The sequence below is a fragment of the Legionella micdadei genome, from assembly GCF_000953635.1.
Classification (GTDB): domain Bacteria; phylum Pseudomonadota; class Gammaproteobacteria; order Legionellales; family Legionellaceae; genus Tatlockia; species Tatlockia micdadei.
Window position 1 is genome coordinate 2,102,147 of sequence record NZ_LN614830.1, and the last position, 25,628, is coordinate 2,127,774.

A 25,628-nucleotide genomic window follows, 5' to 3' on the forward strand; every position below is an offset into this window, starting at 1 on the left:
TTCCTTTTATCCTTTATACATCAATTTCGATTTATCACAGTACAGCCGTTTTATTTTAAGGCATCAATTTTTGTTGTGCCTTAGCGATCGCTTTACGCAACAATTGGGCTTCTTCAGAATGCTCAGGTGCCAGTTTGAGTAAGTGCTGCCAATGGTCGATTGCTAATTGATAATTTCTGCTTTCGAAAGCATCCATAGCCAACATCGCCAAAGCATCCGGTTGATCGGGATTTTTTTGCAGTAAGTTGGTAAGTATACCTCTAATCTGCTCATTAAATTGTTGTTGGTTTAATTGCCATAAGCTCTGTGCATAATTGATTCTAGCCGCTTCATTGCCTGGCTTTAGCTCAAGGGCCTTGGAAAAAGCATCTCGCGCTTCAGGCCATTGCCCTTGACTTGCATATAATCTTCCTAATAAATACCAACCGCGCTCACTATTAGGCTCTGCTTGTAGTCTCGCTATCATTCTCTCGATTAATTCTGCAGGGCTTTTAATGGTTTGTAATACCGCTTGTATTTGTTGTTGGGCTGCTTCACGATGAACATAAGCCTGCCAACTTGACCAAGCTCCCCATCGCCAATAAGCCAGGGACAAAATGCAAATGAGCACAGGCAAAATAATAAATATGAGCCACTTAGTCTTACGCAGAGGATATAAAGCTAGAGGCAACGCCAGCATTCCTAAAACAATAAAACTGATCAACAACCACCATTCATTCATTAGACGTTCGCTTTAAACAGGTATGCCAAAAAATTAATAGGCCTAAAAACAAAAACATTGATGGCCCAAACCACAGCAATGCCGTCAAAGGCTTTATCGGAGGTTTAAATAAAATGAAGTCCCCATAACGGGCAGTCAAATAACTGATAATTTCACTGTCACTTTTCCCTTCTTTAACCATGCCATACACTTGCTCGCGTAAATCTTTAGCCAATCCAGCATTAGAATCTGCTAAATCCTGATTTTGACAAACCAAACAGCGCAACTCTTTCAGTAAATGTGAGAATTGGGCATCTTGCTTTGCAGTTTCCAACGGATAGAACGTATTCGCTGATACTGGAAATACAACTAAAAAGCTTAAGATTAAAAAGAAAGCTTTCATGCTTCACCTTGCAATTGTTTAATACGCGGTAAAAAATCAGACTTCCAAGCAGTTTCGTTTAAAATACCAATATGTCTATAACGAATAATGCCTTTCTGATCAACAAGAAAAGTTTCAGGAGCGCCATAGACTCCTAGATCAATCGCTATTCGCCCTTCTTTATCCTCGCCTACAGCTTGATAAGGATTTCCCCATTCTCTCAACCAACGCTGTGCATTTTCTGTATTATCTTTGTAATTTAAACCATAAATAGGTACCGCTTGCTGTGCAAGCCGCATGAGAAAGACTTGCTCTTCGACACATGCTTCACACCAACTTGCCCACACATTGAGCAGAGCCACATGGCCTTTCATCACTTCTGGTGTAAAAAATTTACCTTCCTCTAATGCAGGTATCTGAAAGGCTGGTAGTGATTTACCTAATTGCATAGAGGGCAATTTCCTTGGCTCTAACGATAATCCGCGCCAGAGAAAAACAACGAGAATAGCAAAAACCAACAACGGGATTAATCGCCAACGCAGCGCTTTCATGCAGCCACCTCTTGTTCGCAGTTGGCCTTTAACTTTTCACGCACTTTATAATATCGCCTATCCGTCAAAGCCAATATACCTCCGCCCAAAATCATAAAACCTCCACCCCAAATCCAACGGACGAAGGGTTTAAAATACACACGTACTGACCAAGCCTTATCATCAAGTGGTTCGCCAAGGGCAACATAAATATCGCGAAATGGACTCACATCAATCGCCGATTCCGTCATTGCCATTTGACCCACATTATAAATTCTCTTTTCTGGGTAAATGATTGTGTCTTTCCCTTTTCGGCTAATTAAGAATTTGGTTTGCGAACCGCGATAATTAGCACCAACTAATGGTGATTCACTCAAAAATGATATTTTAAACCCAGCAAGGTTAATGGAATCCCCAGGCGCCATTTTAACATCATCTTGAATACCATAACCTGTCGAAACAGCAATGCCGATTACTGTGGCAGCAACGCCGCAATGGGCAAGCATCATACCCCAGAATGCTTGTCCGATATTCAACAATCCACGCTGTTTTAAACGAACAAGTATCAATTTGAAACTGCTTAACCCTATCCAGAATGCCAGCGTTAAACCAAGTAAGGTATAAGCATCGATTGATTTAGCTAAACCAGCTAACAACAATAAGGGAGCCATGACACTAATAAAAAATACCCAGCTTAGTTTAACGGCTATTTTTTTCAAACTGTCGCGTTGCCAATTTAAATGCACGCCTACACCCATTAAAATCAGTAAAGGAATCATGAGTGGTACAAAAACAGAATTAAAATAAGGTGCTCCTACCGATAATTTACCTAAGCCCAACCCATCAATAAGCAACGGATAAACTGTACCCATCAGCACCGTCAACATAGCAACTGCCAAAAAAACATTATTCAAAAGCAGCGCACTTTCGCGAGAAATCGGAGCAGGATTATCACGCCGCTGAAGGGTCTGTGCACGTAAAGCAAATAGAAATAACGACCCTCCAATGACTATTAAGAGGAAACAAAGAATATAAAGCCCACGTTGCGGATCAACAGCGAAAGCATGGACAGATGTCAACACTCCCGAGCGCACTAAAAATGTACCCACTAGGCTTAAAGAAAAAGCAGTAATAGCCAACAACATAGTCCAGGCTTTAAATTGCTGTCGCTGCTCACTCACTGCAAGCGAATGCAATAAGGCAGTACCAACTAACCAGGGCATAAAGGACGCATTTTCAACCGGATCCCAAAACCACCAGCCGCCCCAACCTAATTCGCGATAAGCCCACCAGCTCCCCAGTGTGATGCCCGCTGTTAAGCAACACCACGCGGCTAAAGTCCAGGGTCTAGTCCATTTTGCCCAAACCGGCTCAACCCTTCCTACCCAAAGTGCTGCAATAGCAAAAGCAAATGCAACGGAAAAACCTACATACCCCATATAAAGCATCGGAGGATGAAATAAAAACCCAGGATCTTGTAAAAGCGGATTTAGATCGCGCCCTTGTGTCTGCAATAATTGAAACTGCCGAATAAACGGATTTGATGTTGTAAGAAGGAAAAGAATAAATCCAATACTAAGCCATCCCAAAACTACCAAAACCCTAGCTCGCATCGCCTGATCTAAAGCAGAACTAAAAAAACTTATGGCAACCATCCAAAAACTTAAAATCGCAACCCACAGTAACATTGATCCCTCATGCCCACCCCAAACCGCACAAAGTTTATAGAACCACGGCAATGAAAGACTGGAATTAGTTAATACGTAGATCACAGAGAAATCGTTGTTAAGAAAACACGCCGTAAGAGAGCAATAAGCCAGGGCAATAAAAATGAATTGGCCGCAAGCATAAAGAGGAGCGGCATTCACCCAATCTTCTTTATTACGCCATAAACCAACGGTTGGAATAATTGCTAGAAGTATGGCGAACAGTAGGGCTAGTATTAATGAAAATAAGCCAATTTCAGCTATCATGCGCTTTTCTTTACTCCAGGTTGTGCTCCTTTTGCCAAAGTATCTTTGACCTCAGGGGGCATATAGTTGGCATCATGCTTTGCGAGTACCTCTTCGGCAATGAAGTGACGATTGTCACTTAACTTACCTAACGCCACAATACCCTGTCCTTCACGAAACAAATCAGGCAAAATGCCATGGTAGCTTACGGTTACTGTTTGATTAAAATCAGTTAGCCTAAACTCCACTGACAAACCATCTGCTCCCCCACGTACCACACTGTTTTTCTCAACCATTCCACCTAAGCGGATAGTATGCTGAGGTGATGCTTCTCCTTTCGCAACCTGGGTCGGAGTATAAAATAGATTGATATTTTGCCGTAACGCATAGAGGACAAGACCGCTCACCAACGCAAGGATAGACAGGATAAACAATAACACCAGTATTTTTCGTTTACGGACAGGGCTCATCTTATTGTCTCTTAAACCATTGCTGTAAACTTCTTCGCGTCCGTTGCCGCTGCAATCGAATACTTAGAAAATTCATCAGCAATACGATGCACGCCAACCCATAAGCAGGCCAAACATATGGACCATATCCTCCCATCGCTAAACATTGTTGAAGTTGATTCATAGCTCCCCTCTTTCAACGATATCCTTGACCCAATTTTGCCTGCGCTCGCGATTGAGTACTTCGCTTCGTGCTTTATGCAATATAACCCAGGCACAGTAAAGGGAAAACCCGAGTAAGGTTAACAACAATGGATATAACATTGCGCTTGCGATTTTAGGCTTAGCAAAAACAGAAAGCGTTGCACCTTGATGAAGAGAATTCCACCAATACACTGAATAATGAATGATCGGTAAATCAATTAATCCAACCAATGTTAAGATCGCAACAATCTTATCGCCTTGTTCTTTGCTCTGAAAAGCACCTTTGGTTGCTAATATGGCTAGATACAAAAGAAGTAAGATAAGCTCAGAGGTCAACCGCGCATCCCAAACCCACCAAGTCCCCCACATCGGCTTACCCCAAATACTCCCTGTAAGTAATGCGAGAAAAGCCATGGAGGCGCCCAACTGGGCGGCAATCCCAAGCATCATCCCGGCCATTTTAATGCCCCAAACTAACAAGAGAACAGCAAGAAAACCCATCCAACCATAAATTGCCATAGATAAAAAAGCGCTAGGAACATGTATATAAATGATACGAAAAGCATCTCCTTGCTGATAATCAGGCGGAGCAAAAAATAAACCCCAAGTTATACCGATAATAAGAAAAACCAAGGCACTGAAACCCAACCAAGCAAGCCAAGGTTTTGTTAATCGATAAAACGCCTTTGGCGAAGCCATTTGATATAAAAAATTCCACATGAGGGGATGATTTGGATTACAAAAAGCGAAATTTTATCATGCTTGAGAATGTATTGACAATTCAATTCACCACGGATCCCGCGCAAAGAGTTGCCTAGTCTGCGTTTCCTAAATTTGCATTAAAGCAAAAACGCTTGCGCAGATACCCTAATTGCTTCTAAGTATTCGGATTAATCCACTAAGCTTATTCGAATCACTGCGGCAATTGCAAAAGGTAAAAAACCAACTGCAAGAAGGGATAATGCAAGCAACATCGACAGATAACCAGAAACGGCTAAACCCTGCATTGCTGTCGTTAAAGTACCACTACCAAAAATCATAACAGGTATGGTTAAGGGCAATAGTACTAAAGCCATGAGTACACCTTTTTGTTGCATGCCCGAACTAAAAGCAGCTGCAAGCCCACATAAAAAAAGAATCGCGGGTGTGCCGGCAATTAAACTAAGTATTAAAACCCCTGTTTCTTGCCAAGTAAAGCTAAATAATAATGCAAGTAATGGACAAAAAATCAACATGGGTAGTAAATTAATTAACCAATGCACAACGAGCTTTCCAGCGACAATCAAACTCAGGGGATAGCTTGAAATTAGCCATTGCTCAATGATGCCATCTTCGTAATCTTGCTGAAAAAGCCCAACCGAGGTCAATAACATCGATAGCAACATTGCGATCCAAATTAGTCCTGGTGAAACTGAGCGCAAAATAGAAGTTTCAGGGGGCATAGTCAAAGGAAAAAAAATAGTAACCATTAGAAAAAATAAAGAAGAATGCAATAACAATTTTGGTTGACGAATATGTAATAAAAATTCTCGACGAAATTGCCGCAGAAAAAGAGTAGTCATACTCATCACAATGAATACTCCTGATAAGGCTGAGGAAAAGGTAATGTTTGATGAGAAGTCAAAATCACTTGCCCCCCCTTTCCAAGGTGATTTCCAAGACAAGTTATTAAAGTTTGAATGGCGGTTGTATCCAAGGCAATGAGCGGCTCATCCAACAGCCATAGCTTTGCATCAGTCATCATTAATCTTAATAAGCCAACGCGCCGACGCTGTCCGGCAGAAAGCAAATAGCAAGGCTCTTCATCCAAGCCTTGTAACCCAAAATGCACGAGCAAATCTTCAAGATGAACATTGCGCCGCCCCCAATGCATATCGAAATAACAATTCTCTTTTACAGTAAGAAGAGGATTCAAACCAGTTCTATGGCCTACAAAACAAAGTTTGCGTTGGTAAGAAACCAGATCTCGATAAATTGATTGGCCTTCATAAAAAATTTCACCTTCATTGGGCTTAAAAAGACCAGCCAATAGCTTAAATAAAGTGGTTTTCCCAGCACCATTGGCCCCTTTTAAATGCAAGAGCTGCCCTGGGGCTAATGAAAATTGTACCTTATCCAACACGGGTTTATCTTGATAATCAAACGATAGGACTTGCACATCGAGCATAACGAAAATTATTAAAGTTAAAAACGCAGACTATCTGTAAATAGCTTTACTGGCAAGAGAGAAGAATGACTCCCTTATAATACCTTCGTTTCCGCAATGGAAAAAAGGAATTATCCTTGACAAGCTAGTGCAGCTTCTAATGCTTCAAAATCTTTATCGAGTCTTTTTGCACCTTTTGCACTCTCTGTTTCAGTAAAAAAGCCCAACCTGCGGGTAACAAGATAATTGATTCCTAAAGCGATGGGGTAAAGAACAATTAATGAACCTAATATTACACCCACTTCTGCCCATATATAGTTGTTATTTCGGCGGATGTCTAAAAGATGTTTATTCCCTTCTAATAAAGACTTACAAAAATCTCGACACTCAAGAAGCTGAACTCTTCCATGGTTATTGTGAGGATCGATCGCTTCCCAAGTTTTCTTTCGGAGTTGACTTACAATCACACAAAGTTGTTTACCTTCTTCTTGTTGAGACGTTGAACAAAGACATTCCCCTTTCTTTTCAAGCTTATGGTAGTACTCTTCTATTTGATTAAATAACAGTTGTCTTTCTTTATTATTATCAAAGACTACAACAGGAAAACTGGGTTCTTCAATCCTGTCAGCATGTAAAGTCGCTCTACACCGTGCTACAACTTCTTGCAAAGGCTGCATATCAGTAGAAGTGGATTGCTCCACAGCTGCTAGTACCTGTTTTTTTAATTCTTCACTTAATCGCGGTTGAGAAATAGTCAGTTTTTCAAGAAAGGCGAGTAACTGATCAAGTGATTTTTGGCTATGTTTACAAGGAGACAGAACGACCTTATCAAAAAGCGCAACAAATTCATTAAATTGATGATTGCCTGCTAAAAACTTCCTTATCATATTAGGTGTTTCTGGTGTCTTCCATATCCTTGTAATAAGAGGAACTACATAATCATAAAAGTCTAATAAGTAGACAGATTGCCGTCCATTTTTAATATGTACCGCTAAACCAAAATCAATAATATTGACTTCAAATGGGTTGTTTTTGTCAGGATTAACTTTGACAAGAATATTTCTTGAATGTAAGTCTCCATGCTCCAATTGTTGTTTAATCAATTGTTCTTCATAGGCTTTTAATAACTCTTTAGTTAACGCCAATTTTTTATGAGGATCAGTAAGTAGACTCTCTATTTCTGCAAATGATTTTTCACCAAGATTTCTCATGACAAGACGGCCTTTAATAGGCTTTTTCATGTGTAAATGCAAAGCATATTTCCCTGCACCATATTCCCTTCTGGCATAATATTCCGATTCAAATTTCACGACCCTATTTTTGTCTAATGCTTGGAATCCCCTATTGTCCTTCCCTTGGCTGATCGTACAAGAAATTTTGAAAACAGCACCAAAAGCTCCGCTGCCAAGACAATCAGATGACAACATTTCGTAGGCATATCCACCATGCTTTCTTTCTCTAACAAAAATGGTTTGCCCGAATTTGTATTCTTTGCCGCTAAAGTTAAATGTATTCCCTGCGTACCAAATATCCTCACCATAACTTTGACGGCATGACTCAAGATGGATCCATATCCAAGGATTGTCAGCGATATTTGTTGAATCTAAAACGATCGTCATAAAAGGAACTAGCTAATAGATTCTGTACATTATATCACCAAAAAATAAGCAATTATTAAATTTGGCTAATAACTTATGAACAAAGCTCAAGTATCAGTCGATTAAAGAAAAAAAAAGTTTTATTATTAGGATGTTAGAAAGAGCAATGTCTGCAATTTTTTGGAACTGTGCATGAGGTTAACTTCGAGCAGCTGGAAAAAGCGTTATAAAGCAATCTTTGCTTCGATACTCCTTGGGGTGCTTGCAGGTTGTGTTAACTACATTGGGATCACGAGCAATAAAAAAATAGCCCCACCCTCTCAGTTTCAAACCACAAAGAGTATACCAAACCAAAAAGGGAAGTGGCCCGCCTCGGATTGGGCAAAACAGTTCGGCGATCCGCAATTGATTACCTTAATTAACGAAGCCTTAGCGAATAATCCAAATTTACAAGTTGCAAACGCACGCATCGGACAGGCTAGGTCATTGGTACAGCAAAGTGCTGCAGCCTTATACCCGCATGGCAATTTTTCCGGAATAGCGGCTCGCACCCGCCTTTCTTCTCATAACCTGTTTATACCGCCAATAAGCAATTCAGTTTTTAATCAAACTGCATTTCTCACTAAAGCAAGTTATAACTTGGATATTTGGGGGAAAAATCGCTCAAAACTAAGGCAAGCCATTTCTGAAGAGAAGGCAAGTGAAACTGAGGAGCAAGAAGCTCGATTAACCATTGCTACTTCAGTTGCATCTACCTACAATCAACTAGCTTATTACTATGATTTGCGTGATGTATTAAGGCGAACGGTAGTGCAACGTGAAGCTTTGGAGACAATTTCTAAAGTTCGTCTACAGACTGGGTTAGATACTCGCGTGCAGCTTTATCAAGCCCGTAATACTTCCGCAACTGCACGCACTCAATTAGTCCAAGTTGAAGGGCAAATAACTTTAACCAGACAGCAGCTTGGTACCTTGCTTGGCGTAGGCCCTGACCGAGGTCTAACGATAAAGCGACCGCATTTAGGGCATACCCAAACACCAGCCCTTCCACCTAATCTACCCTTAAATCTTTTAGGACGAAGGCCAGATATTGTGAGCGCTCGATGGCAAGTGGAAGCGGCTTGTCAAGGTATAAACTATACAAAAGCGTTGTTCTACCCCAATATCAATTTATTAGCAGGCTTTGCTTTCCTCTCTGTGAAACTCAGCCATATCGAAGTCAGAGCAAATAGTGAATTTGTAGGACCTGCTATTACGTTGCCGCTTTTTGATGGCGGTGCGCTTCGTGGTAAATTACGAGAGCAATATGCCATTTATGAAGAAGCTGTAGGGCAATACAACACAACACTGAATAACGCACTATCGGATGTCGCAACTTCACTGACTAACATTTTAGCCGTTGACAAACAACTTAAGGTTCAGCAAGAGGCACTCGATACAGCAGAGCGCGCTTATAATTTGGCCCGATATCAATACCGGGTTGGCCTTGCCTCCCAATTAGTCGTGCTTGATGCTGAAACTCGTTACCTTGCAGAGCAGCAAACTCGTTTACAACTTATTTTAAATCGACGCAACCTCCAAGTTGCTTTAATTAAAGCGCTCGGAGGCGGGTTTGATGCTCGAATGATCGAATGTTGTCGTGCTACAAACAAAACAATAAAGTGAGAAATAAATGCCTACAGTGGATCAGCTTCCTATTACCCCTGAAGAGAAACTCGGTAAAAAGCGAAAGTTTTTACTCGTTTTTTTCACAACTTTCCTTGTGGTTGTTGCGATGCTTTATGGCTTGTATTGGTGGTTTATTGCCCGTTTTTATGAGGAAACAGATAATGCCTATGTTAATGGCAACATCATACCGATTACGGCACAAGTAGGCGGTACTGTCGTTGCTGTTAAAGTCGATGACACCCAGTACGTCACAACTGGCCAACTATTGGTTGAACTTGATCCGATCGATGCTTTTATTGCTTTTGAACAAGCCAAAGCAAATCTGGCTCAAACACTACGAAACACTCACCAGTTATTTATTAATAATACCGGCTTACAAGCCAACCTAAAAAATCAAGAAATCTCTCAAGAGAAGGCAAAACAAGATTTATCCCGTCGAAACCGAGCGATTGGTGTTGGTGCTGTCTCAAAAGAAGAATTAACCCATGCAGAGGATTCGCTTAAAAGTGCCAATGCTGCTTTAACCCAAGCTAAGTCTGCACTGTTAGCTAACAGGGCTTTAACAGAAAATACCAATTTGCAACAACACCCCAATGTTTTGGCCGCAGCAGCTAAATTGCGTCAAGCGTATGTCGATTACATGCGCACCACCATTCGCGCCCCTGTTTCTGGCGAAATATCAAAGCGTACAGCACAAGTAGGCCAACGCGTTGCTGCAGGGACTCAACTGATGGCACTTGTTCCTTTAGAGCAAGTCTGGGTGGAAGCTAATTTTAAAGAAAAGCAAGTTCGCTACATGCGAATCGGCCAACCAGCTACCTTGACTGCCGATCTATATGGTTCATCTGTTGTGTATCACGGAACAATCGTTGGGTTTTCGGCAGGAACAGGCAGCGCCTTTGCACTTCTTCCCGCGCAAAATGCGACTGGAAACTGGATAAAAGTAGTGCAACGCTTGCCCGTGCGTATTAAATTGGACCCTAAAGAATTGAAAGCCCATCCATTACGAATTGGTTTGTCAATGGAGGTCACCGTTGATTTGCATAATCAAAGCGGAAAATACATTAGTGAAACAGCACCTATCTCCATTTATGAAACACCGATCTATGAAAATTGGGGGAAAGAAGCGGATGCTGAAATCAATAAAGTAATCAGTGAAAATATCAGTAAAACAGCAAACCTTGATGCTAGCGATAATTCTAATAGGGACTCTGCAAATAAAGGGATCTCACGATGAGTACTCCGATGTTCCCTGCCCCTTTACAAGGGGTCAAACTGATAGTTGCCACAATAGCCGTGGCACTTGCTACTTTTATGATTGTTTTAGATTCTTCAATAGCCAATGTCGCTATTCCAACGATCTCTGGCAATCTCGGTGTCTCTATTAATGAAGGCACTTGGGTTATTACTGTATTTGCCGCGGCCAATGCAATTTCCATTCCCCTAACTGGCTGGCTGACGCAGCGGATTGGACAAGTGCGATTGTTTGTGTCTGCAATATTATTGTTTGTGGTCGCTTCCTGGTTGTGCGGGTTAGCAAACAGCCTATCACTTCTTTTAGCTGCACGAATCTTTCAAGGCTTTGTTGCAGGCCCTTTAATTCCCTTATCTCAAGCGATACTTCTTAGTTCCTACCCCAAAGAAAAAAGCGCCATCGCACTAGCTCTTTGGGGGATGACCGCTACTGTGGGGCCTATTGCAGGCCCTGCATTGGGTGGCTGGATCACCGATAGCTACAGTTGGTCATGGATATTTTATATCAATATACCGGTCGGCATATTTGCCGCGATGGTAACTTGGATTATTTATAAACATCGAGATACCCCCAGAAAAATATTACCTATTGATGCCATTGGTTTAATTCTTCTTGTCGTCTGGGTCGGAGCCTTGCAAATAATGTTAGATAAAGGACGTGATTTAGACTGGTTTAATTCAACAACGATTATCACGTTAGCCCTCATCGCTGCCATTGGTTTTTGTTATTTTGTCATTTGGGAACTTACTCAAAAAAATCCTATTATCGATTTACGGCTTTTCTCTGTACGCAATTTCACCGGGGGCACCATAGCTATTTCAGTAGGATACGGCGTATTTTTTGGAAACTTAGTGCTACTTCCCCAATGGCTGATACAAGATATAGCCTACCCTTCAGTTAACGCAGGTTTAGTCATGGCCCCTCTGGGTTTTTTTGCAGTAATAACCTCCCCTATCGTTGGTAAAATCTTACCTAAAGTAGATGCACGAATCCTAACAACACTTGCTTTTCTCCTTTTTGGATTAGTTTTCTTTATGCGTTCACTTTACACCACTGATGTTGATACCTGGACCCTTGTTTTACCGACTTTGATACAAGGAATTCCTGTAGCGATGTTTTTCATACCATTATCAATGATAATTCTTTCAGGTCTTCCGCCTGAAAAAGTTCCTGCCGCAGCAGGTTTGTCCAATTTCGCCCGTATTTTCTGCGGAGCAATAGGCACTTCCATCTTCAGCACAGTTTGGAATGATCGTTCTATCCTTCATCACTCTCATCTCACAGAGCAATCAACACCTTACAATCCCATTTTTACGACATTTGTTGAAACCAGCCAATCTTGGTTAAAAATTCAAACAGAACAAAGTTATGCACTATTTAATCGATTGTTAAGTGTACAAGCAGATATGTTGGGGTTAAATGATGTTTTTTGGGTTTCCTCAATTATCTTCATTGCGCTAATCCCTTTGGTTTGGCTAACGAAACCGGAGAAAAATGCAGTAGCTGATCCCTCCGGAGCACATTAGTCGATCCTAGATTTGCGCAACGTATAAACATGATGCTATAGTTGCGCGCCATTTTTAAAATTTCGAATTATATGAGAAATAAGCTTCTTTTTTTTAATAACCAAGAAGTCAAAAAAAGACTACCCTATACAATGGTTCATGCTTATATTCTTAGGGATTTTAATAATCGGAACTATAAAGAAAAACTCGAACTAATTCAAAATACCCCCTTAGAAATAGTAGCCACTCTCGCAGACCATAGTTTTGAATTTGCAATACATTGCAATTGCGAAGAATTGGATGAGCATTGGAGTCGACTGTGGTGTGCACATGGTATAATTTTAACCAGGCAGAAAAACTTACCGGAAATGCTATTTCATTCTCATCCAAAGCTAAATCAATTTGACTTAGCCCGGGGGGTTCATTTTTTTCATCTTTCTCAAGAAATGAGAAAAAATCGGAAATTCAATTTTAGCCACTCTGAAATAAAATTCCTTCAAATTGCTATTGAATATGGCTCTATTCATGCGATGCAACGATACAACGAATACCTCTACTCACAACTCACAAAAGCAGCAAATGCTCAAGAAGCAGAGGCACTATACGCAGAGCTTATTGACAATAGCACAAACCTACAGGAACAATCAGGAAGTTACGGCTTTATGGTTTTAGCTGAGGCTTTTGGTCGTTATTGCATGTGGTTAATGGACAATTCAGAGTATGAGAGAGCAGAACAGGCTTATCGATCCGTCCTACAATCACTCGATTGTGCCCAAGCTATACTGGGCGAAAGCACCTACAGCATTAAAAATGCAAGCCTGGGAATTGGTCTTAAATGCAGTAATTCAATGGGAATAGATTCCCCGAATAAAGCGAAGGAGTATTTTATGGGACTTTATCAAGAAAGATGCGCGTCTGCAGCTCGGCCTAGATTATACGCCCCACCTTGTTAATTATCTTCTATATTTAAAAAGGAAGCCTTTTATAAGTTAAGGAATATTATGACACAATCAATATACATTCATTATGGTAAAAAACCTAAAGGCGAGCTTGTTATTTCTTGTTATCATGACAAGATTCAATCTTATACTAAGGCAGTCACTTTAACGAGGGATCGTAAAGTCAAAGAAAATAGCTTAAGTGTCGATCTCCTTGAGCCTTATGATCATGGGACGGTCAAAAAGGAAGTGCTGAAACTATTAGAGCAAATCCTTATAAAGAAAGAAAACGAGTGCAGTAAAGTCACCTTCGCAGCTGATTTAAATTTATGTTGTAAGAAAAAAGAAGAGTTAGCCCCTTTTTTGTTTGATAGGACGCTTAACGATTTCTTCTCAGGTAGAAAGGTGCATTTAATTCTGGAATCATCGGAACCAGAATTTGTTCTTGGTGCTATTGAAAAAACGAAAAAAATTGCTTTAAGTGGAGTCACCCTTAAAACAAAAGACTATGTAAAGGAAAATGCTGTTTGTAAAGTCTACGAAGACTCAACGGAAGTCAATTTGTCTGTTCCCAAACCAAGTTCGACTGGCCTTGCTTCTCCTAAGGTCGCTATCAGAGACCCAAAAGAATTAACACAGGCAATGGGTAAAATTGGTCTATTTACAGGGGTAGAACCTGAGAGCGAAGACCAAAAGACCGATACTAAATCGCCTAATATATCTCAATCCCGCACATCTTTTTAAAACCGGATCATTTTCAGCAGTTTTTCCTACAGGCAAGAGGGGTTTGAAAAAAACACAAACCCTTTCCTGCCGATAAAAAAAATTTCCCTTCTCATAAACTGATGGCTTTTAGCGCCTGCTCTACTTGCATCAGCAAGCTCCCGAGAGGATAATCATTGTTTTTTAAAATCAATTGGTAAGGTAAATAATGGGCTTTCTTTCACAATATGGTTTATTTCTCCTAAAAGCGCTGACACTCGTCATTTCCTTCCTTCTGGTCGTTGCGGGTATCTTGGCACTCGGCCGTAAGCCAAAACCGATGCTAGAAATTACCTCGCTTAACAAACAATATGAGACGACGAAACAACGGCTAGCTCATGAAATAAAAAATAAGAAACCAGAAAAAAAGGATAAGAAAAGTAAAAAAGAATTGAAAGATAGACCCTCTTTATATGTTATTGATTTTCATGGGGATATTAAAGCTTCGCAAGTTGAGCAGCTTCGTGAGGCAGTGAGTGCGGTCCTCTCAATTGTCCAGGAGAAAGACGAAGTAGTTCTACGTTTGGAAAGCCCTGGAGGGGCTGTGAATGGTTACGGTTTAGCAGCCTCACAATTACAACGCTTACGTGATAGAAATATCCCGCTCACTGTTTGTATTGATAAAATTGCTGCCAGTGGCGGGTATTTAATGGCATGTGTCGCAAATCGCATTATTGCAGCTCCCTTTGCAATTATTGGCTCAATTGGAGTAGTTGCCCAGCTTCCTAATTTTCATCGTTGGCTTAAAAAGCATAATATTGATATCGAGTTACTTACTGCAGGTGAATATAAACGAACTTTAACCTTATTTGGTGAAAATACCGAAAAAGGACGAGAAAAATTTCAAGAGGATTTGGAAAAAATACACGAAGCATTTAAAACCAACGTCCTTTCTAACCGTGGCCAATTAGATATTGATAAAGTATCTACAGGCGAACACTGGTTAGCAACGGATGCTTTTGATTTGAAACTTGTAGATTGTTTAAAAACCAGTGATGATTACCTGTCTGAAAAAATGCAAGAATTCAATGCCTTTAAGATTGCTATACAAGGTAAAAAATCAATGATGGAAAAATTACTTAAACCTGTCACGAAACTCATTCATCCATGGGCTTAATGTCAAAAAAAACAGTACGTTCCGAAATATGCGCCTATAATGTCTTAGTATATACTTAGGGTAATATCACTAAATGGAGTGAAATATGAACGATTTCAAATCAAAATTACCTGACTTCAAAGAATTTTCTTCGATGGCAACCAAACTATTTAAAGATGTGAAAGCAAGTGTTTGCGAAATCATTGAAGATTATAAAAAAAAACGCGCTGAAGAAGCAGCTGCAGCTGCAGACGAAGCTAAAGCGGCCGGAGAAAGTAAAGCTGAAGCCAAATCAACTGAAGTACATGTAGAGAAAAAAACAGAAACCCCAGTAAAAGAAGACGCGAAAGCGACTCCTGTGAAAGCAAAGAAGAAAGAAGCCCCTAAGAAGGAAGAACCGGTTAACCCAGATAATCCTGAAGCCAACAAGGATTAGAGCTTTGAATAAAACTTACTTCGAGCAAGGAAAAATCTGTCTGTCATTCTGAACAAAGCGGGAAACCTCCTAGCTATTACATCAAGGAAGTCAGGTAATCGTACTTACCTGACTAACCCATTGCCACTTACTCTCATGCTCTCTCGGGACGAGTTAAACCATATTTCCGCATTTTTTCAACCAACGTTGTGCGCCGCATATTCAAATAACTTGCTGCATGAGCAACAACCCAATCAGACTCATCTAAAGCTTGGTTGATCAAAGCCAGTTCAGTCTTCACCAAATGTTCCTTGAGATCAATGCCATCTCCTTCATTCCCTTGTTCTTGTCCAACCACCTCCAGCAAGGTTTCTCGCTCGCTGCCCCCTGTTCGACGAGTCAGAGCTTTGTCTGATCTGAACCGCCTAGGTAATTCCTCTTTATCTACGATTCCGTTAGGAAATAAAATCGATAAACGTTCGACAAGGTTAGCAAGCTCTCGTACATTACCTGGCCATTCATAGTGACTTAAGACCTCTAATGCTCCTGGCATAAGGCGGACGCTGGGTCTATTTTCCCCTTCAATTCTCGAAACCAACTCATTAATTAACAAAGGTAAATCTTCACGTCTTTCTCGTAGGGGCGGCATATCGATAGGAAAAACATTCAAACGGTAAAAAAGATCTTCACGGAATTTACCATCCTTTATTGCCACTTCCAGATTACGATGCGTTGCAGCGATAATTCTTACATTCACTTCGACGCTTTTATTCGAGCCAACTCGTTCAAAACAACGCTCTTGCAATACACGCAATAGCTTCACTTGCATAGCAAGAGGCATGTCACCAATTTCATCAAGAAATAAAGTCCCTCCATTAGCCAATTCGAAACGTCCTTGCCTGGAAGTGATAGCACCTGTAAAAGCGCCTTTCTCATGACCAAATAATTCACTTTCTAATAACTCACCAGGAATAGCACCGCAATTAATCGGAATGAATGGCTTATTTGCACGAGACGAAAGCGCATGGATATTGCGTGCAACCACTTCTTTACCCGTGCCTGATTCACCCAGTATTAAAACACTTGCTTCAGTGTCAGCAACCTGCGCTATCAATTTGCGGACTTGACGTATGGATTCACTACTACCGACTAAACTGCGGAATAAAGGTGTTCTTTTCTTACCATTTACTTCGACGGCCTCTTGGGCAATTTGACATTTGTGCAGTGCTTCAAGCATTTGCGAATAAGTGAAGGGAAAATGAAGGTTTGCTAATACATTTTTTATTTTGTAATGGCTTTCTGGTAAAGGCGAATCAACCAATATCACTGACAAATTAGGAGCAATATTTGTCAATTCCTCTAGAAATCCGAGGGAATCACTGAAAGATTCTTGCGCTCCGGCTACAACTATGTGTGTTTTGCTATAAGGGAGAGAGCGCCAATTGCTATAATTTGCGAGATAACACGTTTCGCCAATGAAATTCAAAATTGTATTAAGCTTGCGGCAACGTTCTTCATTGTCATCAATGATTATAATTGTTTCATTGCTGCTCATAGCTGATCCCTGTCCGTATATCGTCTAATGTTGAGTATTGGTTACTAACTAATATTCTGTCAAATCCATGACGTTTTTTTATCCAAGCGTCATCAATCTATACACCAAAACCTTGCTAACGGTAGCATGTGATGTATTCGAATGCGTTACATTGGTGCCCAAAACACAGTTTTTGATTCCCAAGAGTCTTAGTAGCGGGTATGTTTCGCTGTATGGCATATCGTGAAGCGCGTAAGTAGCCCATGCGTCGACAAAATGAAAAAGCTGCTCGACGTCCACAGTTTCTTCGCCCATCGTAACACCAAGCGACACGAAACTGCTCAAAACGTGGGTATACAAATTGCCTAAATCGATAATGGTAGGGTTTCGGAGGGATATGAGCTAAATTAGCAATACAACGAATTGTTTTGAAGCCATTACACCGCCAACCCTTACAACTCAATGGACTGGAAATAAAATTTGTGAGGCCAACGTTATAATCAATGATCTGCTGATCTGCCCGTAGATATCCCATCATTTGGCAATAACGCGTGGCCACTGGCAATCCGCACAGCTTACCGTCCACTGTGCAGTAATTTAAACGCACACCGTGATAGGTCGGCAGCCAAAAATTACGATAAAAATTGTTGCTGCGGTTAGCTGCGTAAACGCTACATATCATCAACAGTGTTAATGCAAAAAACCCAACTGTTCGTCCTAAAAAAGCCATTATAACAATCCCTTAACTACTTAAATGACATGTTAACGTATTCTCCCCAGCAAAGCGAGGGGGCTCTAAAGGCTTAAATAGCTCAATTAATCTATGCTCGAGTTCGGGCACCTGCATAAAACTTTGGACATCATCTAATAACTCAAAGCAACTTTCGCTTGGCCTACTATATCCATAAGGCGTAAGAGTAATTCATCACTCGGTGAAACAGACCATTGAGGAGCCAAGCTTAGGGTGGCCCTTGCTGCTGAGTTGGAGTAATTGATTTGCACAACACATCCGCCTTTATTTGCTTTTAAAATAGACTGCAGCGTAGGAATAATAGCGATATGCTCCTGTGTTAAGCTAAGTGTCAAACATTTTGCGAAACGAGTACGGGCCTCACCGATTGAATACAGTTGGTTGGCAGTCATTTTAACGCCGCCACTATAGTCATCCGCTGCAATTTCTCCTTCAACAACAAGCATCTGGCCCGTTTGCACTTGAGTCTGTTGAGCTTCATAGGTCTCCGAAAACACAACGATATCAAGTTTTGCGGTGGAGTCTTCAAGACTAATGATTGTTAGTTTTTTACCGCGTTTTGTCATGATTCGTCGGATAGCCGTCACTAACCCACAAACTACTGCTTTTTTCATGACAGAGGGGTTTAATCGCCCTATAGGCTGAATAAAAGCCTTAAACTCTTGACAATAATAGGCTGCTGGATGCCCAGTTAAATAAAGTCCGAGCGTTTCCTTTTCACCCTCTAAGCGTTGCATCTCAGGCCAGGGTTTACAGTCAAGATAATCTTCTTGATTCGTGGTATCTTCCAGTAAGGAAAATAAATCAGTTTGGCCACTTAATTGATTTTGATGGGTTTTATCAGCAACTTTTAGTGCTTTTTCCAAAGAAGCAAACAGGATAGACCGCTCTACTCCCCAATCATCCAGAGCACCACTCTTTATGAGCGCTTCGAGCACCCGCCGGTTAACCTTTCGCAGATCCAGGCGCTGACATAAACTAAATAAACCTATATATGAACCGTTTGCTTTACGCTCCTCCACAATGCAACTGATGGCAGATTCACCTACTCCTTTGATTGCACCAAGTCCGTACAATATTGTGTGTTCATCTTTCACGGTAAATTGGTAAAAAGAATTGTTGATTGAAGGAGGCAAAACTTTAAGTTTCATTTGCTCACATTCATCTATGAATGTGACTACTTTATCCGTGTTATCCATATCCGAAGACATTACCGCAGCCATAAAGGCAGCAGGAAAATGTGCTTTTAACCAAGCAGTCTGGTAAGCAACGAGTGCATAGGCAGCAGAATGAGACTTGTTAAAACCATAACCCGCAAATTTTTCCATTAAATCAAAAATATAAGTCGCGGTTTGTTCATCGACCCCGCGCGCTTTTGCACCTTCGGTAAAAATAGCTCTTTGCTTTGCCATTTCCTCAGGCTTTTTCTTACCCATGGCGCGACGCAGCAAGTCCGCAGCACCCAACGTATAATTTGCCAGCACCTGGGCAATTTGCATGACTTGCTCTTGATATAAAATTACTCCGTAGGTGGGTTTTAATATGGGCTCCAAATCAGGATGAGGGTATTCAACTTTTGCACGTCCATGCTTCCTATCAATAAAATCATCGACCATCCCCGATTGAAGAGGCCCTGGCCTGAAGAGCGCAACCAGCGCGATAATATCCTCAAAACAATCGGGCTGTAACCGGTGAATTAATTCCTTCATGCCACGCGATTCCAGCTGGAATACCGCCGTTGTTTGACATGCCTTTAAGAGAGTGAATGTTTGTTCGTCATCAGTGGGAATCACTGAAATATCAATGGGCTCCCCACCTTGCTCTTTGCGTTGTTTATTCACAATAGCGAGCGCCCAATCAATAATGGTCAGTGTTCGTAAACCTAGGAAATCAAATTTGACTAAACCTACTGCTTCCACATCGTCTTTATCAAATTGACTTACAATTTGCGATGAACCCTGTTCGCAATAAATCGCAGTAAAATCGGTTAATTTTGATGGAGCAATTACCACCCCACCAGCATGTTTTCCCGCGTTTCGGGTAATCCCTTCGAGTTTTAGCGCTAGATCGAACAATTCCTTAACTTCTTCTTCATCTTGATAACGACGTTGCAACTCCGGTTCATCTTCGAGTGCTTTCTTCAGTGTCATACCAATTTCAAAAGGAATTAATTTGGCCAGTTTATCCACAAAACCATAGGGATGACTGAGAACTCGACCTACATCACGGACAACTGCTTTGGCTGCCATAGTACCAAAAGTAATAATTTGCGAGACGCTTTGCCGACCATACTTCTCAGCCACGTACTCAATTACCCTGTCGCGCCCCTCCATGCAAAAATCGATGTCAAAATCAGGCATCGACACCCGTTCAGGATTTAAGAAGCGCTCAAACAACAGCTCATATTGCAAAGGATCAAGATCAGTAATTTTCAATGCATAAGCCACTAACGAACCCGCTCCTGATCCTCGTCCCGGGCCGACTGGAACACCATTTTGCTTAGCCCATTGAATAAAATCCGCCACAATTAGAAAATAGCCAGGAAAACCCATGGAGTTGATTACATCTAACTCGACTTGCAATCGCTTATCATAAGCAACACGCGAGGCTTGTATCACTTCTGGAGGTTCCCCGCGAAAAATTTGCAGAAGCCGCTCCTCTAATCCTTTTTTAGATAAACTCGAGAGATACACCTCGACGGTGGATCCATCCGGGATAGGAAAATTAGGCAGGTAATTATTTCCTAAATCAAGTTTTACAGTGCAACGCTTACTGATTTCGACTGTGTTTTTAATTGCCTGAGGTAAATCTTTAAATAATTCAACCATTTCTTCGGCAGAGCGCAAATATTGGGCAGCACTATATTGTTGGCTACGGCGAGGATCGGCCAGGGTAAAACCTTCATGAATACAGACCCGTGCCTCATGCGCTTCGAAATCCTCTTTGTGAATGAATCGCACATCGTTCGTTGCAACTAAAGGCAATTTTAACTCTTCTGCCAGGCGAACGATTTTTTCATTATATGCCGTCTCATCGGCACGCCCAGTCCGTTGGATTTCCAAGTAAAAACGATCAAAAAACAATTGTGCAAAAGACTTGGCCAGGCTATACGCCTCAGTTTCATTATCAGCGAGTAAGGCTTTGCCAATAGCACCTGTCCTACCACCCGATAAGGCAATCAGTCCTTCTGCATGTTGCCTTATCCAGTCATGATGCACTCTCGGCTGACCTTGGTACTGACCCTCCTGATAAGCTTTAGAGACTAAGCATGTTAAATTACGATAGCCTGTTTCATTTTGGCAAAGGAGAACCAGTGTTGTGAGTTGTTCTGGATATTCAGGATCATGACAGGGTAAATCACATCCTAAGATAGGCTTTACTCCAACATCTAACGCAGCTTTAAACACCTTAACCGCAGCAAACAGATTACAAAAATCAGTTACTGCTACGGCATTCATTCCTTTTTCAACAATGGCTTTCATTAACGGCTTAACACGGATCAAGCCATCAACCATTGAGAATTCGGTATGTACACGTAAATGAACAAAACGCGGCAGCATAACTTAGCTATTCCTAAAATTGGATGAATGAACTCTACCGAAGTCAGCTTATTAGGGCAAGAGCTAAGACTTAACTTGTCAATCCGAAGCAACCTACTCAGACAGAGGCAGGCGCTATCCCCTTCCACCGCATGATCGCTAAATACTTATTGTTAACACCCAATTTTTTATTCGCATTCTGTAGATGAAAATTTACCGTCCTTTGGGAAATACCTAAAGTGGTTGAGATACTATCCACTCTTACTCCTCGTGCGGTTAGCATTAAACATTGCTGCTCACGGCGTGTTAATCTCACGCTTTTTATAGCTCCGTCCAAAAGAAATTTTCTGAGATAATGAAAATAACACTGAGTAATAGCTATCCACTGATATTGCTTTTGCTCCCATTCCAACAGACCCGTTTCATTAATTCGCTGGTGCAAAACCAAAACTAGAAAATCACCCTCAGCATAATGTTCATCAAGATAATGTTGATGCCAGGGACGCAAATCGGGACTTGCCCACTCATAGATCAGCTTTGATCCGGTTTTGGTGTGCTGGCTATAGTAAGTAATCGCAAAACTTCCTATCCCATGCTGAACGAAATAATTCACCAACATCAAATTCAATCCGTTCAAAGATGAAGCCAATGGCATACGATGACAAATTTCAAACATCTTTTTCCCAAAACCTGTTAAAAAAGACAGGTTTTTAACATAAAATGAACTGATATTATACATTTGATTTAAAAAAAACTCATTAATGAGGATTGTATGAATAAATTAATAGCAATGATTTCTTTTATTCCTGCGCTTGTTTTTTCGGCTACGATAACGAATAACATTACTGGCGTAGGTCCTCACGGATCGATTAAACCGTATATTTGCATTCAAAGATCAGATGGTACAGTGACTTTAAGACTTGCACCTGGTATGACTGGTGATGCGAATCAAGCATCTGGTAACCAAGGCTATGCAGGTGGAGCTATCCGCTTTGATGGCTGCACCGGAGACAACACTTATCTTGGCTATATCGGCTTTCTCATTAGCAATAACGGCAATAATTCAATCAATGAATACAAGCCACCTGAAGGGGTACACATTGCTTTAAAAAATCCGGCCATCGATGCTTCAGGCAATGTTACTGGCTCTATTGAATACACACCCATCGCCGATAATCCCAATTTAACCCAAGCCAAGCCTGGGTCTAATTGGCCCTTTGCCGGTATTAATTTGTCGGGTATGGAATTTGGCAAAGTCATTGACCCTACCGTTATTCCAAATCTTTCCCTAACTGACTCCAGCACCACTAATTCGGATTTTAAAGATACTGAGGAATTTATCAAAGCAGGAATCAACACCGTCCGTGTTCCGATAAGCTGGGGATTTCTTCAATTGGATGGACCTGGCATCGGCGTACTTAATGAAGAATATTACGAAAATTATATCGCCCCGCTGCTGCGTTCGCTCACTCAAGCGAAGGTTAATACGATAGTTGATTTGCATGCTTACATGCGGTACTCCAAATTTGGTGAGCAAATCTCTGGTTGTAATCCTGCTTTTACGGCACATTGCCCTGATGGAACTTTAATCACGGATGAAGCAGCCTATAAGTCAATTTGGGGACAACTTGCTGAACGAATGCTAAAAGATAGTAAAATCGATAAAAATTATCTTATGCTTGATCTGATGAATGAACCCGTCGATGTACCGGACGATAAAGTTTTCACAATACAAGCCGCTTTAATCAAAATGCTTAGAGAGCAGAATTATAGAGGCTATATTCTTGTTGAAGGTAACAACTGGACTGGCCTGCATTCTTGGACTACTTACCAGTGGACAGGTTCGGATGGCACGCCTTATACCAATGCGACCTTATTTACCCGAGACAATTTTGCGAAGGCAGGGATTACCGATTTATCTAAGGTGGTGATTAATGTCCATCAATATCTGGATTCAGATTACAGTGGAACCCATGATACTTGCCTGCAAGACTTAACAACCACGGGTTCTAATGGGTTTAATTTAAATGCATTCGGAGATTATTTAACTACCAATCAATTGCAAGCCATAGTCACTGAATTCGGTGCAGGCAGGAGTAGTGATAGCTGTCGTGCCCCGTTGACTCATTTCATGCAATACTTACAAGACAATGCCGCAAAAGATAAAGGCTATGGCTTTGTAGGATGGACTATCTGGTCTACAGGACATGGTTGGGGCAATTATAACCTCCGGGTCTTACCTAACTCATATCAAATGGATGTATTGAAGCAGTTTCTATGACGATCGATTGTATCCGGTAAATTGAGTGCTCAATGGTGGTTGGGTCTAATCAGCCTCAACTACCCCTTTATTATTTTTTCGTTTCATCAGCCAATAAATGAAATGCAAGGAGGGAAACAAGCTCCAAAGCCAATAACCTTAAATGCGTGGGTTCGTAAGAATAGTCAATAAAAATTTCTTCAATAATAACAAAGGCTGCCCACAACATCATGCTGATAGCAAAAGCAAGATTAATTAATTTCCATTTGTTTCTTTCTCTCCAAAACGCAAAAGAAGCTAAAAAAAACAACATCGATGAGAAAGCTTGTACAAAAACCCCCGAAATAAACAATAACCCCAACAAGAGATAGGAAGCATCAAACTTAAAAATTAAATTTTTCAAAGCAAGTAAATTACCGGAATTAAATTTCCAAGCATTAATGATGTCTAAAGCATTCAGTAGATTGATCACATTTGTTACACATGCGATTAAAAACCAGAGCGCATAAAAAAGCAAAATTCCCAGCTTGATGTAATACAACCCAAAAGTTTTTTTATCTTTTCCGCCAACATAATTCATAAAATCTATCACCCCGTACTCTGGTGGGGATCAAAAGCGTCCCGCACCGCATCTGCAAAAAGATTGGATGCCAGCACCAAAATAAACATGCAGGCAAAAGCAGAAAGCATAGGCCACCAAACAATCGGATCCCTTGCTAATTCAAGCCGGGCGCCGTTGATCATATTACCCCAACTGATGGTCATCGGCGAGACACCTACTCCTACATAGGATAAAACAGCCTCGGCGAGAACTAAAAAACTAAAGTCCAAAACAAGTGTTATCAGAATAATGTGCATCACATTGGGAAGAAGATGCTTGCGTAGGATTGTCAACGAACTACTGCCTAAAGCACGTGCTGCTAAAACGTAATCAATCTCCCTTAATTTCAAAGTTTCGGCACGCAATAAACGGCATAGGCTTGTCCAACTGGTTACTCCTAAGATTAAACACAACGCAAGCAAACGTGCGTCCGCACTTTTGCTTAATGTTGAAAACTGCTGCGGGTGATTGGCAATATAAGTTTGCATGGATAAGACTGAAGCAGTAATCAATAGGACACCTGGAATGGAACTCAACGTGATGTAAATGTATTGAATAATATCGTCTATCCAACCACCAAAATATCCTGCTGAAATCCCTAAGAGCAAAGCTAATGGTAACATAAACAACGTCGTCAAAATACCAATAATAAGACCTGTCCGGATGCTTTTAACAGTGTAATAAAAAATATCTTGTCCTATTTTTCCCGTACCTAAAAGATGCAAATCCCTGGATATCCAGTAACTAGCAAAAATGACAAATAGACAGATAAACAAGGTAATTAGTGCACTCAAACCACTTGTGGTAACCGCGAATTCCATTTTTTGAGTCATTAACCATTTCACGATAACAATAGCGGACCACAGTATTCCTACAACAAATAAGCTGAGTAAGAAGGCCAGAAACACATTATGTTGAATAAATTGATGTTTGATTGCCTCGTTTTTTATCGTAGCAGGGTACTTTAACCGCGGATAAACTTGCTGGGCAGTTCCATTAACTAGAACTGTTTCGGAGCTATACAAATTTAAAGCGAGAGGAGCAGAGTACGTTTTTTCATAAGTGCTACCCAATGGAGTTAATATTCGGTCTAAAATCGAATTATTTTGGATAGCGGATAGTTCAACATTTTCATCAATTACCATCGAAGTTAAATGAATGGAATCCATAATGCCAATTGCCAGAAAAAAAAATAACACAATCCCTGCACTTACTGCCAAAGGTCGATGAAAAATACGCTGAAATGCCCGCCTGACATGCCTTTTCCTCAAGCTAATTAAACTAATAGTAAGACTTATCAGCAACACTGCCAGAAAACATTGATCGGTCCATAATAGTTCCAT

The 25,628-nt window shown here is 40.9% G+C and carries 24 protein-coding genes; 8 read left to right on the top strand and 16 right to left on the bottom strand.

Annotated features, from left to right (window positions below):
* Positions 1 to 55 precede the first annotated feature (55 nt).
* From LMI_RS09415 to LMI_RS09460, 10 genes are all read right to left on the bottom strand, one after another.
* Positions 56 to 721, bottom strand: a complete 666-nt coding sequence (locus LMI_RS09415) for a tetratricopeptide repeat protein (RefSeq protein ID WP_045099576.1) — start codon at positions 719 to 721, stop codon at positions 56 to 58.
* Positions 714 to 1,103, bottom strand: a complete 390-nt coding sequence (locus LMI_RS09420) for a cytochrome c-type biogenesis protein (protein ID WP_045099577.1) — start codon at positions 1,101 to 1,103, stop codon at positions 714 to 716. The genes LMI_RS09415 and LMI_RS09420 overlap by 8 nt, the downstream gene beginning before the upstream one ends.
* The gene (locus tag LMI_RS09425) at positions 1,100 to 1,633 is read right to left on the bottom strand and encodes a DsbE family thiol:disulfide interchange protein (RefSeq protein WP_045099578.1); all 534 of its coding nucleotides are present in this window, start codon (positions 1,631 to 1,633) and stop codon (positions 1,100 to 1,102) included. Before LMI_RS09425 ends, LMI_RS09420 begins: the two co-directional genes overlap by 4 nt.
* Entirely contained in the window at positions 1,630 to 3,585 is a 1,956-nt protein-coding gene (locus tag LMI_RS09430; RefSeq protein ID WP_045099579.1) for a heme lyase CcmF/NrfE family subunit, read from the bottom strand. The genes LMI_RS09425 and LMI_RS09430 overlap by 4 nt, the downstream gene beginning before the upstream one ends.
* Positions 3,582 to 4,034 (bottom strand): cytochrome c maturation protein CcmE, encoded by a 453-nt coding sequence (ccmE, locus tag LMI_RS09435; RefSeq protein WP_045099580.1) that lies wholly within the window; start codon positions 4,032 to 4,034, stop codon positions 3,582 to 3,584. Before ccmE ends, LMI_RS09430 begins: the two co-directional genes overlap by 4 nt.
* Position 4,035: 1 nt before the next feature.
* Positions 4,036 to 4,197, bottom strand: coding sequence for a heme exporter protein CcmD (gene ccmD, locus LMI_RS09440; RefSeq protein WP_045099581.1), 162 nt, complete (start codon positions 4,195 to 4,197; stop codon positions 4,036 to 4,038).
* The gene (ccmC, locus tag LMI_RS09445) at positions 4,194 to 4,937 is read right to left on the bottom strand and encodes a heme ABC transporter permease CcmC (protein ID WP_045099582.1); all 744 of its coding nucleotides are present in this window, start codon (positions 4,935 to 4,937) and stop codon (positions 4,194 to 4,196) included. The genes ccmD and ccmC overlap by 4 nt, the downstream gene beginning before the upstream one ends.
* A gap of 170 nt (positions 4,938 to 5,107) precedes the next feature.
* A complete protein-coding gene (gene ccmB / locus LMI_RS09450; protein ID WP_052679511.1) occupies positions 5,108 to 5,785 on the bottom strand; it encodes a heme exporter protein CcmB in 678 nt (225 codons plus the stop codon).
* The gene (gene ccmA / locus LMI_RS09455) at positions 5,785 to 6,384 is read right to left on the bottom strand and encodes a cytochrome c biogenesis heme-transporting ATPase CcmA (protein ID WP_045099583.1); all 600 of its coding nucleotides are present in this window, start codon (positions 6,382 to 6,384) and stop codon (positions 5,785 to 5,787) included. The genes ccmB and ccmA overlap by 1 nt, the downstream gene beginning before the upstream one ends.
* Positions 6,385 to 6,494: 110 nt before the next feature.
* The gene (locus LMI_RS09460; RefSeq protein WP_045099584.1) at positions 6,495 to 7,982 is read right to left on the bottom strand and encodes an AarF/UbiB family protein; all 1,488 of its coding nucleotides are present in this window, start codon (positions 7,980 to 7,982) and stop codon (positions 6,495 to 6,497) included.
* Positions 7,983 to 8,153: 171 nt separating this feature from the next.
* Between LMI_RS09460 and LMI_RS09465 the strand changes: the two genes are divergently transcribed.
* The 7 genes from LMI_RS09465 (at position 8,154) to LMI_RS09495 (ending at position 15,621) form a co-directional block, all read left to right on the top strand.
* Positions 8,154 to 9,626: an efflux transporter outer membrane subunit gene (locus LMI_RS09465; RefSeq protein ID WP_045099585.1), complete on the top strand. Its 1,473-nt coding sequence runs from the start codon at positions 8,154 to 8,156 to the stop codon at positions 9,624 to 9,626.
* Between the two features lie 7 nt (positions 9,627 to 9,633).
* Entirely contained in the window at positions 9,634 to 10,866 is a 1,233-nt protein-coding gene (locus tag LMI_RS09470; protein ID WP_045099586.1) for an HlyD/EmrA/EmrK family protein, read from the top strand.
* On the top strand, positions 10,863 to 12,410 hold the full coding sequence (locus LMI_RS09475) for a DHA2 family efflux MFS transporter permease subunit (RefSeq protein ID WP_045099587.1): 1,548 nt from the start codon (positions 10,863 to 10,865) through the stop codon (positions 12,408 to 12,410). The genes LMI_RS09470 and LMI_RS09475 overlap by 4 nt, the downstream gene beginning before the upstream one ends.
* 71 nt (positions 12,411 to 12,481) lie before the next feature.
* Positions 12,482 to 13,342, top strand: a complete 861-nt coding sequence (locus LMI_RS09480) for a DUF5630 domain-containing protein (protein ID WP_143001003.1) — start codon at positions 12,482 to 12,484, stop codon at positions 13,340 to 13,342.
* A 48-nt stretch (positions 13,343 to 13,390) separates the two neighbouring features.
* Positions 13,391 to 14,071, top strand: a complete 681-nt coding sequence (locus LMI_RS09485; protein WP_052679514.1) for a hypothetical protein — start codon at positions 13,391 to 13,393, stop codon at positions 14,069 to 14,071.
* Positions 14,072 to 14,258: 187 nt separating this feature from the next.
* On the top strand, positions 14,259 to 15,206 hold the full coding sequence (gene sohB / locus LMI_RS09490; RefSeq protein WP_045099588.1) for a protease SohB: 948 nt from the start codon (positions 14,259 to 14,261) through the stop codon (positions 15,204 to 15,206).
* A gap of 85 nt (positions 15,207 to 15,291) precedes the next feature.
* Positions 15,292 to 15,621, top strand: a complete 330-nt coding sequence (locus LMI_RS09495; RefSeq protein ID WP_045099589.1) for a hypothetical protein — start codon at positions 15,292 to 15,294, stop codon at positions 15,619 to 15,621.
* Between the two features lie 133 nt (positions 15,622 to 15,754).
* On the opposite strand, the gene LMI_RS09500 is transcribed toward LMI_RS09495, so the two are convergent.
* The 4 genes from LMI_RS09500 to LMI_RS09515 all read right to left on the bottom strand — a co-directional run bounded on the left by LMI_RS09500 (position 15,755) and on the right by LMI_RS09515 (position 22,100).
* On the bottom strand, positions 15,755 to 17,155 hold the full coding sequence (locus LMI_RS09500) for a sigma-54 dependent transcriptional regulator (RefSeq protein WP_045099590.1): 1,401 nt from the start codon (positions 17,153 to 17,155) through the stop codon (positions 15,755 to 15,757).
* A gap of 115 nt (positions 17,156 to 17,270) precedes the next feature.
* Positions 17,271 to 17,864, bottom strand: a complete 594-nt coding sequence (locus LMI_RS09505) for a hypothetical protein (RefSeq protein WP_052679516.1) — start codon at positions 17,862 to 17,864, stop codon at positions 17,271 to 17,273.
* Between the two features lie 134 nt (positions 17,865 to 17,998).
* A complete protein-coding gene (gene dnaE / locus LMI_RS09510) occupies positions 17,999 to 21,445 on the bottom strand; it encodes a DNA polymerase III subunit alpha (RefSeq protein ID WP_045099591.1) in 3,447 nt (1,148 codons plus the stop codon).
* Positions 21,446 to 21,542: 97 nt separating this feature from the next.
* A complete protein-coding gene (locus tag LMI_RS09515) occupies positions 21,543 to 22,100 on the bottom strand; it encodes a helix-turn-helix transcriptional regulator (RefSeq protein WP_045100688.1) in 558 nt (185 codons plus the stop codon).
* A 96-nt stretch (positions 22,101 to 22,196) separates the two neighbouring features.
* Here LMI_RS09515 and LMI_RS09520 point away from each other — a divergent pair, with 96 nt between their 5' ends.
* Entirely contained in the window at positions 22,197 to 23,705 is a 1,509-nt protein-coding gene (locus LMI_RS09520) for a glycoside hydrolase family 5 protein (protein WP_045099592.1), read from the top strand.
* A 70-nt stretch (positions 23,706 to 23,775) separates the two neighbouring features.
* Here the strand turns inward: LMI_RS09520 and LMI_RS09525 are convergent, their stop codons facing one another.
* Positions 23,776 to 24,264, bottom strand: coding sequence for a hypothetical protein (locus tag LMI_RS09525; protein WP_058393241.1), 489 nt, complete (start codon positions 24,262 to 24,264; stop codon positions 23,776 to 23,778).
* Between the two features lie 8 nt (positions 24,265 to 24,272).
* Positions 24,273 to 25,628 (bottom strand): ABC transporter permease, encoded by a 1,356-nt coding sequence (locus tag LMI_RS09530; protein ID WP_045099594.1) that lies wholly within the window; start codon positions 25,626 to 25,628, stop codon positions 24,273 to 24,275.

Coding starts and splice junctions, on each gene's coding strand:
- LMI_RS09505 (WP_052679516.1), bottom strand. CDS start 17,864: ATGGCTTTTTTAGGACGAACAGTTGGGTTTTTTGCATTAACACTGTTG.
- LMI_RS09520 (WP_045099592.1), top strand. CDS start 22,197: ATGAATAAATTAATAGCAATGATTTCTTTTATTCCTGCGCTTGTTTTT.
- LMI_RS09420 (WP_045099577.1), bottom strand. CDS start 1,103: ATGAAAGCTTTCTTTTTAATCTTAAGCTTTTTAGTTGTATTTCCAGTA.
- dnaE (WP_045099591.1), bottom strand. CDS start 21,445: ATGCTGCCGCGTTTTGTTCATTTACGTGTACATACCGAATTCTCAATG.
- LMI_RS09495 (WP_045099589.1), top strand. CDS start 15,292: ATGAACGATTTCAAATCAAAATTACCTGACTTCAAAGAATTTTCTTCG.
- LMI_RS09460 (WP_045099584.1), bottom strand. CDS start 7,982: ATGACGATCGTTTTAGATTCAACAAATATCGCTGACAATCCTTGGATA.
- ccmD (WP_045099581.1), bottom strand. CDS start 4,197: ATGAATCAACTTCAACAATGTTTAGCGATGGGAGGATATGGTCCATAT.
- ccmA (WP_045099583.1), bottom strand. CDS start 6,384: ATGCTCGATGTGCAAGTCCTATCGTTTGATTATCAAGATAAACCCGTG.
- ccmC (WP_045099582.1), bottom strand. CDS start 4,937: ATGTGGAATTTTTTATATCAAATGGCTTCGCCAAAGGCGTTTTATCGA.
- LMI_RS09480 (WP_143001003.1), top strand. CDS start 12,482: ATGAGAAATAAGCTTCTTTTTTTTAATAACCAAGAAGTCAAAAAAAGA.
- LMI_RS09485 (WP_052679514.1), top strand. CDS start 13,391: ATGACACAATCAATATACATTCATTATGGTAAAAAACCTAAAGGCGAG.
- ccmE (WP_045099580.1), bottom strand. CDS start 4,034: ATGAGCCCTGTCCGTAAACGAAAAATACTGGTGTTATTGTTTATCCTG.
- LMI_RS09465 (WP_045099585.1), top strand. CDS start 8,154: ATGAGGTTAACTTCGAGCAGCTGGAAAAAGCGTTATAAAGCAATCTTT.
- LMI_RS09530 (WP_045099594.1), bottom strand. CDS start 25,628: ATGGAACTATTATGGACCGATCAATGTTTTCTGGCAGTGTTGCTGATA.
- LMI_RS09515 (WP_045100688.1), bottom strand. CDS start 22,100: ATGTTTGAAATTTGTCATCGTATGCCATTGGCTTCATCTTTGAACGGA.
- LMI_RS09415 (WP_045099576.1), bottom strand. CDS start 721: ATGAATGAATGGTGGTTGTTGATCAGTTTTATTGTTTTAGGAATGCTG.
- ccmB (WP_052679511.1), bottom strand. CDS start 5,785: ATGAGTATGACTACTCTTTTTCTGCGGCAATTTCGTCGAGAATTTTTA.
- sohB (WP_045099588.1), top strand. CDS start 14,259: ATGGGCTTTCTTTCACAATATGGTTTATTTCTCCTAAAAGCGCTGACA.
- LMI_RS09430 (WP_045099579.1), bottom strand. CDS start 3,585: ATGATAGCTGAAATTGGCTTATTTTCATTAATACTAGCCCTACTGTTC.
- LMI_RS09525 (WP_058393241.1), bottom strand. CDS start 24,264: ATGAATTATGTTGGCGGAAAAGATAAAAAAACTTTTGGGTTGTATTAC.
- LMI_RS09425 (WP_045099578.1), bottom strand. CDS start 1,633: ATGAAAGCGCTGCGTTGGCGATTAATCCCGTTGTTGGTTTTTGCTATT.
- LMI_RS09500 (WP_045099590.1), bottom strand. CDS start 17,155: ATGAGCAGCAATGAAACAATTATAATCATTGATGACAATGAAGAACGT.
- LMI_RS09475 (WP_045099587.1), top strand. CDS start 10,863: ATGAGTACTCCGATGTTCCCTGCCCCTTTACAAGGGGTCAAACTGATA.
- LMI_RS09470 (WP_045099586.1), top strand. CDS start 9,634: ATGCCTACAGTGGATCAGCTTCCTATTACCCCTGAAGAGAAACTCGGT.